A 20134-nucleotide genomic window follows, 5' to 3' on the forward strand; every position below is an offset into this window, starting at 1 on the left:
CCGAAAGCCCGGGCGATGGCCCCGGGGGCTCAGCTGCGCTTCACGCGGTAGACCGCAAGACTACCACGCCAGTTCTCGCCCCATCGCACCGTGCGGCCGTCGTGCAGGACGACGCGATCGAGGATTTCGATGCCGACCTCGGGCGCGAGCGCCTCGAAGTCTTCGATGGTCAGCACGCGCACGTTCGGCGTGTTGTGCCACTGATACGGCAGCGACTTCGAAACCGGCATGCGCCCTTTCATGACCGACAGCCGATGCGGCCAGTAGCCGAAGTTCGGAAACGAGACGATGCATTGCTTGCCGACGCGCACCGTCTCGCGCAGGATCGCGGCCGTCTGATGGATCGTTTGCAGCGTCTGCGAGAGGATGGCGAAATCGAAGCTGTCGTCCTCGAAGAGACGCAAGCCGTCTTCGAGGTTTTGCTGGATGACGTTGACACCGTGCTTGACGCAGGCCAGCACGCCGGCATCGTTGATCTCGATGCCGTAGCCTCGCACCTCGAGCTCCTCGCCGAGCAGGGCGAGCAGTGCGCCGTCACCGCAGCCAAGGTCGAGGACGGTCGAGCGCGGCTCGACCCAGCGCGCGATCGCGCGAAAATCGGCTCGCGTCGCGAGCGAATCGATGACGGCCTGGTTCACGCTCCGACCTCCTCGGCAATGCGTTCGTAATAGGCGCGCACGGCGTTGTGATAGCGCGCGTCGTCGAGCAGGAAGGCGTCGTGGCCGTGCGGCGCATCGATTTCCGCGTACGTAACGTGCCGCTTATTGTCGAGCAGCGCCTTCACGATCTCGCGCGAGCGCGCGGGTGCGAAGCGCCAGTCCGTCGCGAAGCTGATGACGAGATACCGCGCGCTCGTCAGCGCGAGCGCGGCGGTCAGGTCGCCGCCGAACGCCTTGGCCGGATCGAAGTAGTCGAGCGCGCGCGTGAGCAGCAAGTAAGTGTTCGCATCGAAGTAGTCGGCGAATTTTTCGCCCTGGTACCGTAGATACGACTCGACCTCGAACTCGACGTCGAAGCTGAAGTTGTAGGCCTCCGCGGCGCCGACCGAGCCGTTCTCGCGGCGCAGCGCGCGGCCGAACTTCGTCGCCATGTCGTCGTCGGACAGATAAGTGATATGTCCGATCATCCGCGCGACGCGCAGGCCGCGCTTCGGTTTCACGCCATGCGCGTAATAGTCGCCGCCATGAAAGTCGGGATCGGAGAGAATCGCCGAGCGCGCCACTTCGTTGAACGCGATGTTCTGCGCGGAAAGCTTCGGCGTCGATGCGATATCGATACAGTGCGCGACGCGCTCGGGATACATCATGCTCCAGGCGAGCGCCTGCATGCCGCCCAGGCTGCCGCCCATCACGGCGGCGAAACGCTCGATGCCGAACGCGTCGGCCACGCGCGCTTGCGCATGGACCCAGTCTTCGACGGTGACGACGGGAAAGCTCGCGCCAAACGGGCGCCCCGTGGCGGGATCGATGCTCATCGGGCCCGTCGAGCCGAAGCACGAGCCCAGATTGTTGACGCCGATCACGAAGAAGCGGTTGGTATCGAGCGGCTTGCCGGGGCCGACCATGTTGTCCCACCAGCCGACGTTCTTAGGCTCGCCGGCGTACGTGCCGGCGACATGATGGGAGGCGTTGAGCGCATGGCAGACGAGCACCGCGTTCGAGCGCGCGGCGTTGAGCGTGCCATACGTTTCGACCATCAGCTCGTAGCCCGCGAGCGCGCTGCCGTTTTGCAGCGCGAGCGGCTGGCTGAACTGCATCCGTTGTGGGGCGACGATCCCGACTGATTCCATTCACTCCGCCTTCTGATTGAGCGGCTAAATGGTGTCGGCGGTGCGCGGGCGGGCGGTTGCGCGGCTGACGACCTCTTTAGCCGCATTTATACCGAACCTCAGGACACCAGGGTTCACGCGCCCGCAATCGAGTCGACAAATCGGCGCGTCACTTCACTTGCCCAGGACGCTCCCGGGCGAGTCGCAAAGCATAGCGGAAAATGTCATTAGGCGCTATCAGCTATTGCAGAATGAGCCGAAGTTGCGCGTCGGCATGCTCGGCGGGCGCGCGCGTGAACCCGCTCTTCGCGTAGCGGTGCCAGCGGCCGAGCACATAGCTGACGACCAGGCTCGCGCGCACGGCGGGATCGTAGTCGGCCGGCAGCGGCACGCTTGGCGCCCCGTCGGCGCCGGGCGCGGCGCCCGCCGCTTGATTGGCCTCCATCAGCGCCAGCCGCAGACATTGTTTCACCGAGGCCTCGACGCGCTCGAGCATCTGGTTGATGCGCTCGGCGAGGCGCTCGTGCTCGCCGACGAGCGCCTCGCCCGTCAACACGCGCGTCATGCCGGGGTTCTTGGCGGCGAAGTTGAGCAGCATCAGGCCGATCGCGCGCGCCTGCAGGACGCCGTTCGGCTCCTTGGCGACAATCTGGTTGATGAGCGCGAAGAGCGTTCCTTCGATGAATTCGATGAGCGCTTCGAACATTTGCGCTTTGCTCGCGAATTGCCGGTAAAGCGCCGCCTCGGAGACGCCGAGCCGACCCGCGAGCGCGGCCGTCGTGATTTTTTCGCCTTTGGGGGCTTCGAGCATCGCCGCGAGCGTCTGAAGGATGTGCACGCGCCGCTCGCCCGGCTTCATGCGCGGTGCCCGGGCGGGGCCCGAGGGGTCCGGCTCGCCGTCTACGATCGCTGCTGACTGCCGCTCGCTCGATTGCATTTGCGCCCCCGGCAACGTTGTCTTCCGTTTTGGAACGTGCGTCCGTGACCCCGGCGGCGTGCCGCTCGCAGGGACCGCGTTTGCCAGGTGTCCCGACTCGGGAAACCTGTTAGAGCTTTTGCTTTTGCAGCGATTTTAGCGAACGAACGCGGCGATCGACATAATGCGGTCGGCCCGTGCCGGGCAGGCGCGGGCTCGACCCATCGCGCTTCGGCGCGGCGACGAGGTGACCGACGACCCAGACTGTGCGGATGCCGAGACGCCGATAGCGCTTCAGGTGGCCGCGCGTGTCTTCGACGAGAACGGCGTCGGCCATTCTCGCACGGGCCTCGCGCAGCACGCCGCGCAACATCGCGAGATCGGGCTTGGCGCGCCAGACGCCACCCTGCTGCATATGCTCGATGGCGACGACGCGCTCGAAAAGCCGCTCGATCCCGAGCCCAGCCAGCACGGCCCGCGCGTAAGCTTCGGGCGCATTGGTGAGAATGAACTTGCGGCCCGGCAGCGCGGCGATGAGGCGCGCGAGGCCGCGTTCGGCGCGCAGCATGTCGCTCAAGTCCGGCAGCGTGTGAACGACCCGCAGGAAATCGTGAGGATCGATCGGATGATGGCGCGCCAGCCCCGTCAGCGTCGCACCATAGCGGCGGACGTAGCCGAGTCGCAAACGGTCGGCCTCCGCGCGCTCGACGCCCAGCGCATCGACGATGTACTGCGTCATCGCCTCGTTGATCGCCGGAAAGATCGCGAACGACGCGCGATGCAGCGTGTTGTCGAGGTCGAAGAGCCAGACGGGGCGCGAGGCGTTCGAGGTGCGGCGCAGTCGGCGGCGCCGGGTCAGCAGGCTGGGCATGGTTGCGGACGGAGCTGCGGCGGCCGGCGGCTCGCGTCCCCAAGGGGATTACCTTCGGGGCACCGGCGCAGCCGCCTCCTGCCTTGGGAGCGCGTTCAGGGAGCGCTCAATGAGAGCGGATCATCGTGCCGAACGGCTGCTCGGTCAGGATTTCGAGCAGCACCGAGTGCTCGATCCGACCGTCGATGATGTGGACAGAGCGCACGCCGCTCTTCGCCGCGTCGAGCGCGGAGGCGATCTTCGGCAGCATGCCGCCCGAGATGGTGCCGTCTTCGAACAGCGCGTCGATCTCGCGCGCCGAGAGATCCGTCAGCAGGTTGCCCGATTTGTCCATCACGCCGGGGATGTTCGTCATCATGACGAGCTTCTCGGCGTTGAGGACGACGGCGAGCTTGCCGGCGACGAGGTCCGCGTTGATGTTGTACGAGAGGCCGTCCTCGCCGAAGCCGATCGGAGAAATGACGGGGATGAAGGCGTCATCCTGCAGCGCGCGCACGACGGCCGGGTTGATCGACTCGACCTCGCCGACCTGGCCGATGTCGACGTACTGGCCGGGATTCTCGCGGTCCGGCATCATCAGCTTGCGCGCATGAATGAGGCCGCCGTCCTTGCCGGTCAGGCCGACGGCGTGGCCGCCGAAGTGGTTGATGAGCGTGACGATGTCCTGCTGCACTTCCCCGCCGAGCACCCACTCGACGACTTCCATCGTCTCTTCGTCGGTGACGCGCATGCCTTGCACGAACGTGCCCTGCTTGCCGATCTTCTTGAGGGCCTGGTCGATCTGCGGGCCGCCGCCGTGCACGATGACCGGATTGATCCCGACCAGCTTGAGCAGGATCACGTCGCGCGCGAAGCCTTGCTTGAGCCGCTCCTCGATCATCGCGTTGCCGCCGTATTTGATGACGACGGTCTTGCCGTGGTATTGACGAATATAGGGCAGGGCCTCGGCCAGTATTTCGGCTTTCAGAGCGGGCGGAATCTGGGAGAGGTCGATGGGCTCGGACATGGCGGCAAGCTCGGCGGGCAAACGGGTTGAAACGGTAGGAACGGTCGAAAACGCGCGGAACCGGGGCGAAAACAGGCCGAATTGTACAGGACTGATTGTGGACGGGCGGCTTGCTCCGCGGTTTTTAGTCGCAGGCGCAACGGTTACACGCGGCTCGGCGGCGGGGCGCGCATGCGGCGTGCCTCGAACGCTGGCATCATGCACTTATATTGTCATTTTCCCGCGGCGAACCGTCATGTGTCCCCCGAACCGATCCGCGGCCTCGCCGGCCTCCGCCGCACCGGCACGTTGTCCGCGTTGCGGCGAGGCGTTCGATTGCGGGCGCGAGAGCGGGTCCTCCGACTGCTGGTGCGCCTCGATGCCGAAGCTGCCTGCCGGGCGTCTCGTCCCCGGCGCGCCGTGCTTGTGTCCGCAATGCCTCGCCACGGAACTCGCGGCCTCGGCCGGCGAGTCTTCCGGGCGTTCGGCGGCCGGGACTCACGATTCGTCGTTTCCGCCCTCTTCGTCCTCTCCGTCAGACTGATCGTTCCGATGCAGCGTATCACCAACACCGGTCGCGTCAATCTGGGCCATCTGTTCTGGCTGCGCAGCCTCGCCATCATCGGCCAGCTGACGACGATCGCCGTCGTCCAGCAGTTCTTCGGTGTGCATCTGCCTTTGCCGGCCATGCTGATGATCATCGCGCTGGAAGTCATGTTCAACGCGCTGACCTGGATGCGCGTAAAGGGCGCGCGGCCGGAGACGAACCTGGAGTTGCTGGGGCAGCTCTGGGTCGACCTCGGCGCGCTGTCCGGGTTGCTGTTTTTGTCGGGCGGCACGACGAACCCGTTCGTCTCGCTTTATCTGCCGTCGCTTGCGATCGCGGCCGCCGTGCTGCCGTGGACCCACATGATCTGGCTCGCGATCTTCGCGATGTGCTGCTACGTCGCGCTCGGCTTCGACTCGGTGCCGCTCAATATGGATAATCCGGCGAACCTTTTCGACTATTACCGCGCCGGCATGTGGGTCAACTTCATGGTGAGCGTGGGTCTCATCGCCTGGTTCGTTGCACGCATGTCGAATGCGCTGCGCCAGCGCGATGCGGCGCTCGGCGACGCGCAGCAGCGTTTACTGCGCGACGAGCGGGCGGTGGCGCTCGGCGTGCAGGCCGCGACCGTCGCGCACGAGATGGGCACGCCGCTGTCGACGATTTCCATGATCACCGAAGAACTCCGCGACGCGGCACGCGCGGACAAGGGTCTTGCGCCTTACGCAGCCGATCTCGAAGTGCTCGACAAGCAGATGACGCTTTGCACGTCGGCGCTGGCGCGGCTGAGGAGCCGCGCCTCGGTATCCTCGCATCGCGAGGAGCTCGGCGAGTGGCTCGCCGGCTTCAGCGAGCAATGGCGGCTGCGGCATCCGCATGTGAAATTCGAGCGGCTTGCCGCTCCTTCAGGCGACGCCTGGGTGGAAGACACGACGGCCGTCGGTCAGATTCTGACAATTCTGCTCGACAATGCGGCGCGTGTGAGCCGAGATAGCGTGACGTTACGGGCGACGGTCGACGCCGGCTTGATCGAATTCGAAGTGCGCGACAGCGGGCCCGGCATTGCGCCGGCATTGCGCGCGCAACTCGGCGCGGCGCCCGTCGACAGTACGCAAGGCGGCCACGGCGTGGGCTTGTATCTCGCATTCTCGGCAGCGGCGCGACTCAACGGCTCGCTGGAGCTCGTCGAAGGCGAGCCGCGCGGCACGCGCGCTGTGCTGCGCGTGCCGGCCGCCTCGTCGGCTTCAATTTCGGATTCGAAGGAGAGTACAACATGAGCGATACGAACTTCCTCGTGATCGACGACGACGAAGTATTCGCGGGCGTTCTCGCACGCGGACTCACGCGCCGGGGCTACACGGTCTTTCAGGCGCACGACGCGAAGGAGGCCATCAAGCTCGCGAATGAGCATCAGTTCGAGCTCATGACGGTCGATTTGCATCTCGGCGGGGATTCCGGGTTGAATCTCGTTGCCCCGTTGCGCGATCTGCAGCCCGATGCGCGCATGCTCGTGCTGACCGGGTACGCGAGCATCGCGACGGCCGTGCAGGCGGTGAAGGACGGCGCCGATAACTATTTGGCCAAGCCGGCGAACATTGAGTCGATTCTGAATGCGCTGAAGGTCGAGGCGAGCGTGGAGCAGGCGGAGGCGGCGCTCGAGAATCCGTCACTGCTATCGGTGGCGCGGCTCGAATGGGAGCACATTCAGCGGGCGCTGGCCGAGAATGGGGGGAATATCTCGGCGACAGCGCGCGCGCTCAACATGCATCGTCGGACGTTGCAGAGGAAGCTGGCTAAGCGGCCGGTGAAGCAGTAGGTTGTGGGGGTAAGCCTTGGTGGCTAGATGTGCGCTTTCAGAAACTGAAGCGAGCGAACAAGAGCATTCTTTCCATCATCGCCGTCAAGATCAAACTGATACTCATGTGCCAGTTGAGGCTGATGGTCAGTCGGAAAGAAGAGTGTGTCTACCGCGGCCCCTAATGACCGCAGCTTTTCTGCGAGTGGCTTGGACTGCACATTCGTCAAAGGATCGGCGTTTCCGCCACTCATAAAAGTTGCGGGAAAATTTTTCGTCACGTGATATTGCGGTGACATTTGGTTGATAATCGGATCGGAGAAGTCCCGCACTCCAGAGTAAGCCCACACCGCAACATCATTTCCCCAGCTGACGATCCACGACAATGTCGGATCAGGATTGGCGAGTTTGTCCATCTGATAAATTCCGCAATACAGTATGACTCCCTTGAGCTGCGAAGGCTTTAGATTGGGAGAAATTCCCAGCACTTTCGCATAGTCTGCGTTCGTGATAAGCGCCGCCATTTGACTCGAGAGTTGCGCGCCGGCGGAGTCGCCCGCAAAGAAAATCCTCGAGGTGTCCGCATGAAAACGCCTGGCGTTCTTTAAGATATAGGCGTATGCATCGTTGAGTTGATTGATCTGCACTGGGTACGATTTTTTGGGAGCCAAGGTGTAATCAGGTGCGATAACGGTAAGACCCTCGGCGGCAATCAACCGGTAGTACGGCGCCGCATCGCTTTTACTGCCAGAAATCCAAGCGCCGCCATGCGTCCAAATCACAACCGGCAGCAAGCCCTGGGTTGATTGCGGATAATACACATCCAACAGAGCATCGCCGTCACCGTTTCGGTATTGCTGATCCGCTATCAGAGTAATAGGCACTTTCGGCTGGTGTGCCTCCAGTGCTTTTGTTACCTGCGCGGCGTTCCATTCAAATACAGATCGGATGATTATTGCGCCAGGCCACGGCGTCAGCCGGAATAATAAGGCGTTGATGATCAGGACGATGCTGGCTCCCACCAAAATGCGAGGGATCAATGCCGGCAATTTAGATGAATTCGATGATGCAACACTCTGCCCCATTTCTCACTCTCCCGGCGCTTCCATTGCGTTGCTGTCGCCGTGTACGCACCCGCAAGAAGGGAGCGGGCGTTGCCTCTGCTCTGGATCTAACAATGATTTTGATCTGATATGAGTGAGTGTATTCACGCTGGTTCGATAGTGCCCTATCAGAATTGATAGGGGGTTTTCATCAGCGCCGCCGTACCACCTGAACAGGTAAGCCCAGGCTTGCGATAGAGTTCCATAGCAGAAGCTCGCTAAGCGGCCGGTGAAGCCGTAGCCGCTCAATCCCCTCTTCAGGCGCCGACACCGGTAACCTGCGCGGTTGCCGGTGTCGACTCAATGTAGTAACATATCTACATTCCTGCCTAACCTACTTGTGGGGGCCCCATGACCATCACGACTCTGTCAAGCCGGGAACTCAATCAGGACGTGACGAGAGCCAAGAAGGCGACGAAGGACGGTCCGGTGTTCATCACAGATCGCGGTAGGCCCGCGCATGTGCTGTTGAGCTTCGAGGAATATCAAAAGCTCACTCAGCAGCGCCGCAACATCGCCGACGCCCTTGCGATGCCTGGCATCGAAGACATCGAATTCGATCCGCCGCGCGCCGACATCAAGACTCACCCGGCTGAGTTCGAATGATGTTTGTAGTCGATACGAATGTTATTTCCGAACTGCGAAAGGTGAAAGCCGGCAAAGCCGATGCGAATGTCGCGGTGTGGGCAGCGAGTATCGATGCCGCAGCGCTCTTCATTTCGGCCATTACAGTCATGGAGTTGGAGACCGGCGTCTTACAAGTGGAACGACGGGACGCAAAGCAGGGCTCAATGTTGAGAAGCTGGTTAGATCACCATGTGTTGCCGGAGTTCGCAGGACGGGTGCTACCCATCGATAGCACCGTGGCACAGCGGTGCGGTCGCTTGCACGTGCCCGATCGACGCTCTGAGCGCGACGCCCTCATTGCCGCTACGGCGCTCGTGCATGGGATGACCGTCGCTACGCGCAACGTAGCTGATTTCGTCGCGACAGGCGTCGGTATCTGCAATCCTTGGATGGCCTTGCCATGACAGCCATGTCAGCTATGGGTGACGCAACGCTATGAAGACGCTGCGCTACGCGGTAAGGCGGCCAGCAACCCGTTGGTGAGGGCTGAAGCTGTCGCCAGACGAGGGGTAGTCGAGCCCACAGCGTGCGGGTTTCGATTAGCAGCACCTCAAACCAGCGGCCCAACAAAGGCCGCTGATTTTTGCCGCCGCATTTGGCCATCGAGTGCGCTGTCTAAGGCAGGAATCGCTTACGACGTGGCGCTTACGGGCATTACGGTCAAAGCACGTACCGCGACAAATCCTCACTCTGTGCGATGTCACCGAGCGCCTGATCGACATAGGCTGCGTCGATCCGCACGACCTTGCCCGCATGATTGCCGGCCGCGAACGAAACGTCTTCAAGCAGCTTTTCGATGACGGTATAAAGTCGACGCGCCCCGATGTTTTCCGTGCGCTCGTTGACCGAGTACGCTATTTCAGCCATGCGCCGGATGCCGTCGTCCGCGAACTCGAGTTCGACGCTTTCTGTCGCGAGCAGCGCTTGATATTGCTTCACGAGGCTCGCGTCAGTTGCCACGAGAATCGATTCGAAGTCTTGCACCGAGAGCGAATCGAGCTCCACACGAATCGGAAAGCGCCCCTGCAGTTCGGGGATCAAATCGCTCGGCTTCGACAGATGAAACGCGCCGCTCGCAATGAAGAGAATGTGATCGGTCTTCACCATGCCGTAGCGCGTATTAATCGTCGTGCCTTCGACGAGCGGCAGCAAATCGCGCTGCACGCCCTGGCGCGACACCTCACCCCCGCCGCCGCCCAGCTCGCCGCTGCGCGAGGCGATCTTGTCGATTTCATCGAGAAAGACGATGCCGTTCTGCTCGACGTTCTGGACGGCCTTCGACTTGACCTCCTCGTCGTTGAGCATCTTGGACGCTTCCTCGTCGGTCAGCACTTTCAGCGCTTCCTTGACCTTCATTTTGCGGCGCGTCTTTTTGCCCCCACCCAGGTTCGCGAACATTGAGCGGATCTGCTCGGTCATGTCCTCCATGCCGGGCGGCCCCATGATGTCCATGCCGAGCTGCGGCAGCTCGACGTCGAGCTCGATCTCCTTGTCGTCGAGCTGGCCCTCGCGCAGGCGTTTGCGAAACGTCTGGCGCGTCGCGCTGCCTTCGGCAGACTCGCTGCTCGACGCTTGCGAGCCGAAGCCGACGGGCCGCGCGCTCGGCAGCAGGATGTCGAGAATGCGGTCCTCGGCCTGATCCTGCGCCTGCGTGCGCACCTTGCGCATCTCCGTTTCGCGCGTCTGCTTCAACGAAATTTCGACGAGATCGCGCACGATGCTGTCGACATCGCGTCCCACATAGCCGACTTCCGTGAATTTCGTCGCCTCGATCTTGATGAACGGCGCATCGGCGAGCTTCGCGAGACGCCGGGCGATTTCGGTTTTGCCGACGCCGGTCGGCCCGATCATCATGATGTTCTTCGGCGTGATTTCCTGTCGCAGCGGCTCGGCGACCTGTTGGCGGCGCCAGCGGTTGCGCAGCGCGACCGCAACGGCTTTTTTCGCCTTTTGCTGGCCGATGATGAATTTGTCGAGTTCCGAGACGATCTCGGCGGGCGTCATGGTGCTCACTCTGTTCTCCCTTCCTTACTCGATTGTCTCGATGACGCGGTTATGGTTCGTGTAGATGCACATGTCGCCCGCGATCGCGAGGGATTTCTCGACGATCTCGCGCGGCGAAAGGCTCGTGTTTTCGGCAAGCGCGCGCGCCGCGGCCTGGGCATAGGCTCCGCCCGAGCCGATCGCACAGATGCCGCCTTCGGGATCGAGCACGTCGCCGTTGCCGGTGATGACGAGTGTGGTGTTCGCGTCGGCCGTGATCAGCATCGCTTCGAGGCGGCGCAACATACGGTCGGTACGCCAATCCTTGGCGAGCTCGACGGCGGCGCGCGTGAGATTCCCCTGGTGCTTCTCCAATTTCGCCTCGAACCGATCGAGCAACGAGAACGCATCGGCCGTGCCGCCGGCGAATCCGACGAGCACCTTGTCGTTGTAGATGCGCCGGACTTTCTTTGCGCCGCCTTTCATGACGATGTTGCCAAGCGTCACCTGGCCGTCGCCGCCCAGCGCGACCTGGCTGCCGCGCCGCACGGAAACGATCGTCGTGCCGTGAAATTGCTCCATTGTGCGTTCCTTCAAAAACGTCGAAAGCGCCGTCGGCGCATGCACCGCGCGGCAGAAACGGGTGGTGGGCGACCGGTGGCCGGCAAAAGCCCACCGCTCGCGCGACGCACGTCGAGTCCATTTTAGGGCGAGCGCTGTTTTATCAAGAGCCAATGGCACGTCTGGACCGGAAAGTAGCTCTCCAGCCCTACGACGCGGGCGCGCAGCGGCAAGACTGAAGGCGCACGGTAAAAATAAGGGACAGTTTTCAGTAAAAATTGAAAAATTACTGAAATTGGACGCCCACCGCCTCTTTCAGTAAAATTTGAAAAATTACTGAAAGCCCCCAACATGCATGGAATGCCTCTTTACGAGCAGCACGACCAAGCGTACTGCTTGCAATTTGCGAATGTCGAGCAGGCTGCGGCGGCGCAGGAGACGATCCTCCTCGGCGCGCCAGGCACCATCATCGAGCATAAGCGCGGCGAACTCGTCTATTACGCAAGGCAGTACATGAGCCCAGAGGGCAAGAAACAGGAGGAAAATCTCGGCGGGCCGCAGGGCGACCCGGACGTTGAGGCTCGCATCCAGCAAGTTCGAGAGCGCATCGAGCTCGGTAAGGGCCTCATTGACCGCATTCGGGAACTCGCCAAGCTCGGCTTCCAGTTATCGGACAACAAGACGTTCGCCACGATGGGCGTCCTGTTCAACCATGGCTTGTTTCAGGCCGGCGCTGTACTGATCGGCTCCCACGCTTTCGCGGCGCTGCTCAACGGGCTGGGGATCAAGGCGATCGCCTATCAGACCGAGGATATCGATATCGCGCGCGGACACCAGCTCGCTTTAGAGGATGTTCCGACCGGCGGGCTGTTGGCAATCCTGAAGGAAACGGGTATCCACTTCGTCGAAGTTCCAGCGATGACACGGGGTGCGCCGTCGACATCCTACAAGCAGGCCGGGGTCGCTCGTTTCCATGTCGATTTGCTCGTCCCTTCGCAGGACGATACTTTCCCGACGGTTGCCGTGCCTGAGCTCAACGCGCATGCGACGGGCTTGCCGTATCTCGCCTATCTGCTTGGCAAGTCGCACATGGGCACTTTGATTTCGCGCCATGGGGCGGTACCCGTGCGCGTACCGGATCCGGCGAGATTCGCCGTTCACAAGCTACTTGTCTCGAGGTTGCGGACCAATACGCTCGTCAAGTCTCAGAAGGATGTCCAGCAAGCCTGCGTGTTACTCGCCATGCTCGGTGAGCATCGCAGCGGAGAGATCGAAGGTGCATGCGCCGCACTCCCGAAGTCCTCCCGCTCGCTCGTGCGCCGCGTGGTGCCCGAAGTTCGCCGGCATATGGAGTCCGCCCACGAGGGAGCACTGCACGAACTCGAAGCGAGTCTGGAGCCGTAAGCGCACTGAGCAGCCGCAGTGGGACCGGCAAACGCGCAGCGGCGCATTGAGCAGCGGAAAAAGAAAAGCGCGCGGTATGCCGCGCGCCTCTTGAGGAAGCAGCGTAAAGACGCGCGGCCGTTGCCGCCGCGCGAAAAACGCGCGTATCAGTCGCCGAAAAGCTTCTGACGCAACTCGCGGCGCTCCTGCGCCTCGAGCGACAGCGTGGCCGTGGGACGCGCGAGCAGGCGCGGAATGCCAATCGGCTCGCCCGTTTCCTCGCACCAGCCATACTCACCCGATTCGATCCGCGCAAGCGATTGCTGCACCTTCTTCAGCAGCTTGCGTTCGCGATCGCGGGTGCGCAGCTCGAGCGCATGTTCTTCCTCGATCGTCGCGCGATCAGCCGGGTCCGGCACGATCACCGTTTCGCGCAGGTTCTCGGTCGTCTGACCCGCGTTGCGGAGGATCTCCGCTTGCAACTGTTCGAGCCGATTCTTGAAGAAGGCGAGCTGGTCCTCGTTCATGTAATCCTTCTCGCTCATCTTCAGGATTTCGGCTTCGGTCAAGAGTCGTTTCGTCGTCATCTGCGTGCTTCTTCAATTGCGAGGCAAAACTTATACATATTGCCTGCACTTTCGTGTTGCCCGCAAGCGGCGCCATAAACGAGAGGCGCCTGCGGCAGCCCGGCCGTCAATCCGGCGAGCGCCGCTGCGGGGCCGAACTCCTTGGAAACCGATCCTCGGATGCTCCTTCCCGTCCCGAGCCATATTTCTCGATACGGGCGGCCCGTCATCCGCGAAACGAGGCCGAGCGCCGACGTTTCGCTTCGTGTCGTCTTTTGTTTCGACAATGCCCAGATAAGGTTTTCCGGTGTCGTCGTACCCGCTCAGCCCCGTCTAAGCAGGCGCCCGCGCCGCCGGAGAAGCCTTGCGGCCCCCCTGCCATACTCCGGCGGGCACGTATTGTAACTGAATCGCCCTTGCGCGCCGCAACAGAGAAAACCCGCGTCGCGGCACCTCTAATAACCCAAAAATATAGCGTGCGAGCGGACAAAAAGCGATCACCCACTCTCGCGGCCGCGCTCGCTTGCGCACGCTCCGGCACGCGTCGTCGGCGGGAGCCTCAGACGAGGCAGGCGTCGAGGCCGTCCGTGATCAGATCTTGCGGCAGATCGATACCGATGAAGACCATCTTGTTCGTCTTCTTCTCCGCCGGCAGCCACTTGGCGGCCAAGTCGCTGCCCATCATCTGGTGGACGCCCTGAAACACCACCTTGCGGTCGACGCCTTTCATGTAGAGCACGCCCTTGTATCGCAACAGTCGCTCGCCGTAGATTTGCAGGACTCCGCCGAGAAAATCCTCCAGCTTGTTCGGATCGAACGGGCGGTCGTTGCGGTAGACGAACGACTTGATGCGGTCGTCGTGGTGCGCGTGGTGGTGATGCGCATGGCCGTCGTGGGCGCAATGCCCGTGGTCATGATCGCAATCAGAATGATCGTGATCATGGTCATGGCCGTGCGCGTGGTCATGATCGTGATCGTGATCGTCTTCGGCAAGGAAGTCCGGGTCGATCTCGAGCTTCGCGTTGAGGTTGAAGCCGCGCAGATCGAAGATTTCCTTGATGTCGGCGTCGCCGAAGTTGACCAGCTTGATCGGCGCCTTGGGATTCATATGCACGAGGCGGTGACGTAGCTCGCCGAGCGCGGCTTCGTCCACGAGGTCGGCCTTCGTGACGAACAGGCGGTCGGCGAACCCGACCTGACGTTGCACGACTTCATGTTCGTCGAGCTGATTGTCGGCATGCTTCGCGTCGACGAGCGTGATGATCGCGTCGAGCAGGAATTCGTCGGCGATTTCATTGTCGATGAAAAATGTCTGCGCAACGGGGCCTGGATTGGCGAGGCCTGTCGTCTCGATGACGACGCGGTCGAACGCGAGCTCGCCCGAACGCTTCTTTTCGGCCAGATCGCCAAGCGCCCGCACGAGGTCGCCGCGGATCGTGCAGCAGATGCAGCCGTTGCTCATCTGCACGATTTGCTCGCCCTGCTCCTGGACGAGGATCTCGTTGTCGATGTTCTCTTCGCCGAACTCGTTTTCAATGACGGCGATCTTCATGCCGTGCTTTTCGTTCAGGATGCGCTTGAGCAGCGTGGTTTTGCCGCTGCCGAGGAAGCCGGTCAGGATGGTGACGGGAATCATGGGAATCGCCTGTCGGATCGGGTTGAATCAGGGTCGTAACCGCTATCGGGCGGTCAACTAAATATCGAAGGATACTCGTCGGCGGGATGGCGCGCTCGCTGGCGCATCCGCACTGGCGCCGTGCCGGCCGCCGGCGGCCTGCCTCCGCACGGAAACTCCTCTCAAATGGGGGTGCGCTAGAGGATTTGCAATAGCAGGCCTTTCAGATACTCGCCCTCGGGAAACGAAGCGAGCAGCGGATGATCGACGCCGGCGCCTAGCCGCCTGAGGATACGGGCGTCGACGCGTGCATCCGCCGCGGCGCCCGCGACGATTTTTTGGAACAGGTCGGCATCGATTGCACCCGAGCACGAATAGGTGAAGAGCAGCCCGCCCGGGCGCAATAGCCGGAAGCCCGACAGGTTGATGTCCTTATAGGCGCGTGCGGCGCGATCGACATGCTCGCGTGCCGGCGCGAACTTCGGCGGGTCGAGAACGACGAGGTCGAAGCGCTCGCCTTCGTCGGCAAGCCGCCGCAGCGTGCGGAACGCGTCGGCGTCGAGCCACTCGACGCGGGCCGCGTCGAAGCCGTTCGCTTCGACGTTCGCGCGCGCGAGCGCGAGCGCTTCGCCCGACGAATCGATCGACACCACGCGGCGCGCACCGCCTTTCAGCGCCGCAAGCGAAAAGCCGCCGGTATAGCAGAAGCAGTTCAGTACGTCTCGATCGGCGGCGTAGGCCTGCACGAGCGCACGGTTGTCGCGCTGATCGACGTAAAAACCCGTCTTGTGTCCGCTTCGAACGTCGACGTGATAGCGCACGCCGTTCTCGCTGGCGATCAGCGTCTCCGGCGGCGCGGCGCCCGCGAGTACGCCCGTCGTTTGCTCGAGCCCCTCCTTTTCGCGGATCGCCACGTCCGAGCGCTCGTAGACGTTGGGGCAGCCCGTCGCGCCGACGAGCGCGGCGACGATCGCCTCTTTCCAAGCCTCCACGCCGGCCGCCATGAACTGGCAGACGAGCTGGCCGCGCCCGGTCGCTTCATCTCCGGGCTGCGGAAGACTGCCGTCTTCCTTCGAAGAGTCGACCAAAGGGATTTCCGCCGCGGCATCACCGTGGGGGATTTCCTCCGGGGCATCCCCCACGGGGACTACCTTCGGGGCATCCGCGACGTAATAGTCGACGATGAGCCCCGGCAGCCCGTCGGCTTCGCCGAAGACGAGCCGCACGGCCCGCGTGCCGCTGACGAACGAGCGCCGGTGGGCCACGGCGCGTTGCACGCGACGCTTGAAGAAAGCGTGATCGACCGGCTCCCCTTCATCGAAGCTCCAGACGCGCAGGCGAATTTGCGAATGAGGACTGAAGGCCGCGCGGGCGAGAAAGCGGCCGTCGCTCGCGCGCACGACGACGGTCGCGCCGGGCGCGGGCTTGCCGTCGACGCGCTCGATGGCGTTCGCGTAGACCCACGGGTGACGGCGCAACAGCGATTTTTCTTTCGACGGTTTGAGCGTGACGGTATTCATGAGGAGGAAACAAGGTTTGCGCATCGATGCTTCATCACGGAGGCCACCGGTCTTCGGGACGCGCAGCGAGCGTCAATCGCGCTTTTTGGCGCGCGGGTGCGCCGCATCGTAAATTTGCGCGAGGTGCTGGAAGTCGAGCGACGTATAAATCTGCGTCGCGGCGACGCTCGCATGGCCAAGCAGCTCCTGCACCGCGCGCAGATCGCCGCTCGATTGCAGCAGATGCGTCGCGAACGAGTGGCGCAGGACGTGCGGGTGGACGTTCGCCGGGACGCCCGCGGTGAGCGCCGCGCGCTTGACCCGCTCGCGCACGACGTTCGGCGACATGCGCGCCCCGCGCGCGGAGAGAAAAAGCGCATGCGGGTCCAGCTTGACGAACGCGCCACGCGCGGCGAGCCAGGCCGACAGCGCCTCGACGGCTTTGCGCCCGACGGGAACCGTGCGCCGTCGCTTGCCCTTGCCGAGCACCGTCACCTCCGCCGCCGCGAGGTCGAGCCAACCGGCCGAGCGGTAGCCGTCGACTTCGGCGAACGCGACGTCGAGTCCGACGAGTTCGGCAAGACGCAACCCCGACGAATAGAAGAGCTCGAGGATCGCCTGATCGCGCAGGCCTTCGGCGTCGACACTGCGCTCGGCATCCATGAGCGCCGCCGCGTCGTCCACGGACAGCGCTTTCGGCAGCCGCTTGGGCTGCTTGGGCGCGCGCACGGCCGCCACAGGATTGGCCGGCATCTCGATGCGCTCGGCGAGCCACCGGTAGAACGCGCGCCAAGCCGACAGGCGGTGCGCGATCGAGCGCGCCGAGAGGCCGTTCGCATGCGCGCGCGCAACGGCGCCGCGCATGTCGGTCGCTGTCAGGGCTGCGAGCGGGCGCCCGTTCGCCAGCACCGCAAGCGCCTCAAGCTCGTGCATGTAGCTGCGCAGCGTGTGCTCGGAGAGCCTGCGGCCGTGCTCGAGGCTCGACAGATAGGCAGCGATCAGTTCTTTGTCGGCCGGCTGCACGGTCGCGGTCCCGGGGCGGTGGGCAAGTATCGAGAAGAAAACAGCAAGACGGCGCGCAACGCTAGGCCCCCGTTGTTCGGCTATCGCATCAGCAACCGGCTCAACGCCGCGCTCGCGAGCGTGCCGATTTGCATGAGGAAGTCGGTCGCCATTCCTTCATGAAAACGTCGCGGATCGGGCGAGCCCATCACAAGAAGGCCGAACGTCGGGCCTGCATCGTCGGCGCCCGGCGTCGAGCTCGCCGAGGCGCGGGCCGGCTCGCGCAGCGCGATCAGCGCGACCGACTGAAATGCTTCGGTCGATTCGCCCGGCGAGACCTCGACGCTGCCGTTTTCCGATGCCGCGGCGCTTGTTTTCGCCATGGGTGCCGCGGCGTCGAGCCATTGCGCCGCCTCGAAGCCCGTGTTGGTTCCGCAATAAGGCGCCCCGAGGCTCGCCGCGAAGATCCGCACTTCCTCGCCGACATGGCGCGCAAACTCCGCCTGCGCGTAAGGCTCGGCGACATCCCAGAGACGCAGTGCCGCGCTCGGCACGTCGAAGACTTCGGTCAGCCCCTGCGTGACGGTGCGCGGCAGCGCATGCGCATCGCGCTCGGCCATCACTCGCGCGGTCCAGCGGTTGAACTTCGCCGCGATGCTGTCGTTCTCGTGCCCATAGCGCACGAGCTCGGCGAGCCGCCGCTCGAGGAGCTTGTTCTTCTCACGCAGCATGTCCATCTGCCTCTCCTGCAGCGAGACGGCGGCTTTGCCATGCGGATTCGCGAGCCGGACGGCGGCAAGCAACTCCGCGTGCCGCGAGAAGAACTCCGGGTTGGCGAGCAGAAATTCGGCGACTTCGCGATCGTTCATCATGGGGGCGCAAAAAAGGGGCTGGGGCAAACGCTAACGACGTCTGCTCAATCCGGCAATTCGATTTCACCCTCGAACACCGTGGCGGCGGGGCCGGCCATCGTGAGCGGGGCCGTTTCGTCGCGCGCACCGTCCCAGGCGATGGTCAATATGCCGCCATGCGTTTCAACGATGACGGGCGAATCGAGAAGGCCGCGCCGGATGCCGGCCGCGACCGCCGCGCAGGCGCCGGTCCCGCAAGCCAGTGTCTCGCCGGCGCCACGCTCGAAGACGCGCAGCGTGATCGCGCCGCGCGAGACGATTTGCATGAAGCCGGCATTGACGCGTTGGGCAAACCGAGCGTGACGCTCGATCTCAGGGCCTACCGTCAGGACGGGGTAAGCCTCCACATCGTCGACGACTTGCACCGCATGCGGATTGCCCATCGACACGACCGACACCCAATGCGTCGCTCCGGCTGCCTCGACGGGCCAGACGGTATCGGCGCCTTCCCGGCGACCCGCGAGACCGCTGGCGTCGAACGGCACCTTTTCAGGCTCGAAGACAGGCCGGCCCATGTCGACGATCACTTCGCCGTTCTCCTGCATCGTCAGCGTGATGAGGCCGCCATGGACCTCCACGCGCACGCTGCGCTTGTCGGTGAGCCCTCTATCGCGGACGAACTTGACGAAGCAGCGCGCGCCATTGCCGCAATGCTCGACCTCGCCGCCGTCGCAGTTGAAGATGCGGTACCGAAAGTCGGCGCCGGCGGTACGCGGCCGCTCGACGAGCAGCAGCTGATCGGCACCGATGCCGAAATGGCGGTCCGCCAGCGCGCGCACGCGCTCGGGCGTCAGCGCGAGTTCGCGCGTGTAGCCGTCGAGCACGACGAAGTCGTTGCCCGCGCCGTGCATTTTGGTGAACTTGAGTCTCATGGCGGGCTATTGTAAGCGACGCGCGGCGCTCGCGAGGCCCGCTTTCAATAGAAGCTCGGCATGCCGGGCGGACGCGTCTTGAATCGCTTATGGACCCAGTAGTACTGCTCGGGCATGAGCGGGATCTGTTCCTCGAGGAACGCGTTCATGCGGCGCGCGTCGGTTTCGTCGTCGCCGCTCGGGTAGTTCGCCCAGGGTTTGAAGACTTTCAGCCGATACCCCTTGTAATTGGGCAGCACCTCGCCGATGAACGGTACGACCTGCGCGTTGCCGGCCTTCGCGAGCCGACCGACCGCGGTCAGCGTGCAGGTTGGGATGCCGAAGAACGGCACGAAGGTCGAATTGCGCAAGCCGTAGTCCATGTCGGCGCCGAGCATCACGGGCTTTCGCTCGCGCAGCCAGCGCAGCACGATGCGCGCGCTGTCGGCGCGGCTCGCCATGTCGGCGCCGAAGCGGCCGCGCGCATGCTTGGCCACCTCCTCAAGCTCGGGGTTCGACATGGGCTGATAGAGCGAGGCGCATTGGCGCCTGAGCGCCCGGTTGATATAGATCGAGCCCGCCTCGATGCCGACGAAGTGAAAGCCGAGCAGCAGCGTCGGCGGCATGTCGGGATCGGTCAGATCTATTTCGCTGTCAACCTGAACGAGCTTGTCGAGCTTCTTCGCCGACGCGAACCATTGGACGCTGCGCTCGAGGTAGCTGCGGATCGCCTGGCGAAAATGTTTGCTGGCGACTTCCTCGCGCTTTTCGTCGCTCCATTCGGGAAAGCAGAGCTTCAGGTTCGTGTGGACGATGCGGCGCCGCCGGCTCGGAATCTGATAGAGCAGCCAGCCGAGGCCGTCTCCCGCGCGCGCGACGAGGCCGTAGGGCAGCATGGCGAGCAGCTTGAGCAGCCCGATGGCGATCTTCGTGCCGACTCGCGTCAGCATGCGCGGCCTCCCGAACGCGCCGGGGTGGCAAGCGCGCACAGGGCTGAAGAAACGGTGATCGGCGACAGAAAGACCAGATTACTGGCAGGGTGATTCACGAGGCTCGGTGTGTGACGATTTTGGAAAGCCGCTATAATACGACCTTCGCCGAGTTAATTGACAACTTGCGGGGCGAAGCCGCAGGGCGCGATCAGCGCTCCC

At 63.4% G+C, this 20134-nt stretch carries 21 protein-coding genes; 6 read left to right on the forward strand and 15 right to left on the reverse strand.

The window, feature by feature from the left end:
- Window positions 1-29: 29 nt before the first annotated feature.
- The 5 genes from metW to argB all read right to left on the reverse strand — a co-directional run bounded on the left by metW (window position 30) and on the right by argB (window position 4561).
- Window positions 30-638, reverse strand: coding sequence for a methionine biosynthesis protein MetW (metW, locus tag B0G57_RS14580; protein WP_104489583.1), 609 nt, complete (start codon window positions 636-638; stop codon window positions 30-32).
- Window positions 635-1789: a homoserine O-succinyltransferase MetX gene (metX, locus tag B0G57_RS14585; RefSeq protein ID WP_026229776.1), complete on the reverse strand. Its 1155-nt coding sequence runs from the start codon at window positions 1787-1789 to the stop codon at window positions 635-637. The genes metW and metX overlap by 4 nt, the downstream gene beginning before the upstream one ends.
- A 220-nt stretch (window positions 1790-2009) precedes the next feature.
- Window positions 2010-2705, reverse strand: a complete 696-nt coding sequence (slmA, locus tag B0G57_RS14590; protein ID WP_018441264.1) for a nucleoid occlusion factor SlmA — start codon at window positions 2703-2705, stop codon at window positions 2010-2012.
- Between the two features lie 109 nt (window positions 2706-2814).
- Window positions 2815-3555 carry a pyrimidine 5'-nucleotidase gene (locus B0G57_RS14595; RefSeq protein WP_018441263.1) on the reverse strand — a complete coding sequence of 247 codons (741 nt, stop codon included), beginning with the start codon at window positions 3553-3555 and terminating at the stop codon, window positions 2815-2817.
- Window positions 3556-3661: 106 nt separating this feature from the next.
- Complete coding sequence (argB, locus tag B0G57_RS14600) at window positions 3662-4561, reverse strand: acetylglutamate kinase (RefSeq protein WP_026229775.1); 900 nt, start codon at window positions 4559-4561, stop codon at window positions 3662-3664.
- A gap of 235 nt (window positions 4562-4796) precedes the next feature.
- Between argB and B0G57_RS14605 the strand changes: the two genes are divergently transcribed.
- The 3 genes from B0G57_RS14605 to B0G57_RS14615 are packed head-to-tail and all read left to right on the forward strand — an operon-like array spanning window position 4797 to window position 6903.
- The gene (locus tag B0G57_RS14605; RefSeq protein ID WP_083925643.1) at window positions 4797-5084 is read left to right on the forward strand and encodes a cysteine-rich CWC family protein; all 288 of its coding nucleotides are present in this window, start codon (window positions 4797-4799) and stop codon (window positions 5082-5084) included.
- 8 nt (window positions 5085-5092) lie between these two features.
- Window positions 5093-6364 (forward strand): ATP-binding protein, encoded by a 1272-nt coding sequence (locus B0G57_RS14610; RefSeq protein ID WP_018441261.1) that lies wholly within the window; start codon window positions 5093-5095, stop codon window positions 6362-6364.
- Window positions 6361-6903: a response regulator transcription factor gene (locus B0G57_RS14615; RefSeq protein ID WP_018441260.1), complete on the forward strand. Its 543-nt coding sequence runs from the start codon at window positions 6361-6363 to the stop codon at window positions 6901-6903. The genes B0G57_RS14610 and B0G57_RS14615 overlap by 4 nt, the downstream gene beginning before the upstream one ends.
- A gap of 23 nt (window positions 6904-6926) precedes the next feature.
- Here B0G57_RS14615 and B0G57_RS14620 read toward each other — a convergent pair whose 3' ends face one another.
- A complete protein-coding gene (locus tag B0G57_RS14620) occupies window positions 6927-7967 on the reverse strand; it encodes an alpha/beta hydrolase (protein ID WP_051090048.1) in 1041 nt (346 codons plus the stop codon).
- 369 nt (window positions 7968-8336) lie between these two features.
- Here B0G57_RS14620 and B0G57_RS14625 point away from each other — a divergent pair, with 369 nt between their 5' ends.
- The gene (locus B0G57_RS14625) at window positions 8337-8591 is read left to right on the forward strand and encodes a type II toxin-antitoxin system Phd/YefM family antitoxin (RefSeq protein ID WP_018441258.1); all 255 of its coding nucleotides are present in this window, start codon (window positions 8337-8339) and stop codon (window positions 8589-8591) included.
- The gene (locus tag B0G57_RS14630; RefSeq protein ID WP_018441257.1) at window positions 8588-9016 is read left to right on the forward strand and encodes a type II toxin-antitoxin system VapC family toxin; all 429 of its coding nucleotides are present in this window, start codon (window positions 8588-8590) and stop codon (window positions 9014-9016) included. The genes B0G57_RS14625 and B0G57_RS14630 overlap by 4 nt, the downstream gene beginning before the upstream one ends.
- Window positions 9017-9272: 256 nt before the next feature.
- Here B0G57_RS14630 and hslU read toward each other — a convergent pair whose 3' ends face one another.
- Both hslU and hslV read right to left on the reverse strand, forming a co-directional pair.
- A complete protein-coding gene (gene hslU, locus B0G57_RS14635; RefSeq protein WP_026229774.1) occupies window positions 9273-10625 on the reverse strand; it encodes an ATP-dependent protease ATPase subunit HslU in 1353 nt (450 codons plus the stop codon).
- 15 nt (window positions 10626-10640) lie between these two features.
- On the reverse strand, window positions 10641-11177 hold the full coding sequence (gene hslV / locus B0G57_RS14640; protein WP_026229773.1) for an ATP-dependent protease subunit HslV: 537 nt from the start codon (window positions 11175-11177) through the stop codon (window positions 10641-10643).
- A gap of 330 nt (window positions 11178-11507) precedes the next feature.
- Between hslV and B0G57_RS14645 the strand changes: the two genes are divergently transcribed.
- Complete coding sequence (locus B0G57_RS14645; protein ID WP_035468743.1) at window positions 11508-12560, forward strand: GSU2403 family nucleotidyltransferase fold protein; 1053 nt, start codon at window positions 11508-11510, stop codon at window positions 12558-12560.
- A 146-nt stretch (window positions 12561-12706) separates the two neighbouring features.
- Here B0G57_RS14645 and dksA read toward each other — a convergent pair whose 3' ends face one another.
- The 7 genes from dksA to B0G57_RS14685 all read right to left on the reverse strand — a co-directional run bounded on the left by dksA (window position 12707) and on the right by B0G57_RS14685 (window position 19933).
- On the reverse strand, window positions 12707-13126 hold the full coding sequence (gene dksA / locus B0G57_RS14650; RefSeq protein WP_018441253.1) for an RNA polymerase-binding protein DksA: 420 nt from the start codon (window positions 13124-13126) through the stop codon (window positions 12707-12709).
- 538 nt (window positions 13127-13664) lie between these two features.
- On the reverse strand, window positions 13665-14741 hold the full coding sequence (locus B0G57_RS14660; RefSeq protein WP_018441251.1) for a CobW family GTP-binding protein: 1077 nt from the start codon (window positions 14739-14741) through the stop codon (window positions 13665-13667).
- Between the two features lie 176 nt (window positions 14742-14917).
- Complete coding sequence (locus tag B0G57_RS14665; RefSeq protein WP_104489584.1) at window positions 14918-16240, reverse strand: class I SAM-dependent rRNA methyltransferase; 1323 nt, start codon at window positions 16238-16240, stop codon at window positions 14918-14920.
- Between the two features lie 72 nt (window positions 16241-16312).
- Entirely contained in the window at window positions 16313-17242 is a 930-nt protein-coding gene (gene xerC / locus B0G57_RS14670; protein WP_018441249.1) for a tyrosine recombinase XerC, read from the reverse strand.
- Between the two features lie 80 nt (window positions 17243-17322).
- Window positions 17323-18090, reverse strand: coding sequence for a DUF484 family protein (locus B0G57_RS14675; protein ID WP_026229772.1), 768 nt, complete (start codon window positions 18088-18090; stop codon window positions 17323-17325).
- Between the two features lie 47 nt (window positions 18091-18137).
- A complete protein-coding gene (gene dapF / locus B0G57_RS14680; RefSeq protein WP_018441247.1) occupies window positions 18138-19004 on the reverse strand; it encodes a diaminopimelate epimerase in 867 nt (288 codons plus the stop codon).
- Between the two features lie 44 nt (window positions 19005-19048).
- Window positions 19049-19933, reverse strand: a complete 885-nt coding sequence (locus tag B0G57_RS14685; protein ID WP_018441246.1) for a lipid A biosynthesis lauroyl acyltransferase — start codon at window positions 19931-19933, stop codon at window positions 19049-19051.
- Between the last annotated feature and the right edge of the window lie 201 nt (window positions 19934-20134).

The sequence above is a fragment of the Trinickia symbiotica genome, assembly GCF_002934455.1.
Taxonomy (GTDB): Bacteria; Pseudomonadota; Gammaproteobacteria; order Burkholderiales; family Burkholderiaceae; genus Trinickia; species Trinickia symbiotica.

Excerpts from the sequence above, each read along its gene's own strand:
- B0G57_RS14630 (WP_018441257.1), top strand. The coding sequence starts at position 8,588 with ATGATGTTTGTAGTCGATACGAATGTTATTTCCGAACTGCGAAAGGTG.
- B0G57_RS14665 (WP_104489584.1), bottom strand. The coding sequence starts at position 16,240 with ATGAATACCGTCACGCTCAAACCGTCGAAAGAAAAATCGCTGTTGCGC.
- B0G57_RS14625 (WP_018441258.1), top strand. The coding sequence starts at position 8,337 with ATGACCATCACGACTCTGTCAAGCCGGGAACTCAATCAGGACGTGACG.
- dksA (WP_018441253.1), bottom strand. The coding sequence starts at position 13,126 with ATGACGACGAAACGACTCTTGACCGAAGCCGAAATCCTGAAGATGAGC.
- metX (WP_026229776.1), bottom strand. The coding sequence starts at position 1,789 with ATGGAATCAGTCGGGATCGTCGCCCCACAACGGATGCAGTTCAGCCAG.
- hslV (WP_026229773.1), bottom strand. The coding sequence starts at position 11,177 with ATGGAGCAATTTCACGGCACGACGATCGTTTCCGTGCGGCGCGGCAGC.
- B0G57_RS14675 (WP_026229772.1), bottom strand. The coding sequence starts at position 18,090 with ATGAACGATCGCGAAGTCGCCGAATTTCTGCTCGCCAACCCGGAGTTC.
- argB (WP_026229775.1), bottom strand. The coding sequence starts at position 4,561 with ATGTCCGAGCCCATCGACCTCTCCCAGATTCCGCCCGCTCTGAAAGCC.
- B0G57_RS14595 (WP_018441263.1), bottom strand. The coding sequence starts at position 3,555 with ATGCCCAGCCTGCTGACCCGGCGCCGCCGACTGCGCCGCACCTCGAAC.
- B0G57_RS14645 (WP_035468743.1), top strand. The coding sequence starts at position 11,508 with ATGCATGGAATGCCTCTTTACGAGCAGCACGACCAAGCGTACTGCTTG.
- slmA (WP_018441264.1), bottom strand. The coding sequence starts at position 2,705 with ATGCAATCGAGCGAGCGGCAGTCAGCAGCGATCGTAGACGGCGAGCCG.
- B0G57_RS14660 (WP_018441251.1), bottom strand. The coding sequence starts at position 14,741 with ATGATTCCCGTCACCATCCTGACCGGCTTCCTCGGCAGCGGCAAAACC.
- dapF (WP_018441247.1), bottom strand. The coding sequence starts at position 19,004 with ATGAGACTCAAGTTCACCAAAATGCACGGCGCGGGCAACGACTTCGTC.
- B0G57_RS14605 (WP_083925643.1), top strand. The coding sequence starts at position 4,797 with ATGTGTCCCCCGAACCGATCCGCGGCCTCGCCGGCCTCCGCCGCACCG.
- B0G57_RS14610 (WP_018441261.1), top strand. The coding sequence starts at position 5,093 with ATGCAGCGTATCACCAACACCGGTCGCGTCAATCTGGGCCATCTGTTC.
- B0G57_RS14620 (WP_051090048.1), bottom strand. The coding sequence starts at position 7,967 with ATGGGGCAGAGTGTTGCATCATCGAATTCATCTAAATTGCCGGCATTG.
- B0G57_RS14685 (WP_018441246.1), bottom strand. The coding sequence starts at position 19,933 with ATGCTGACGCGAGTCGGCACGAAGATCGCCATCGGGCTGCTCAAGCTG.
- B0G57_RS14615 (WP_018441260.1), top strand. The coding sequence starts at position 6,361 with ATGAGCGATACGAACTTCCTCGTGATCGACGACGACGAAGTATTCGCG.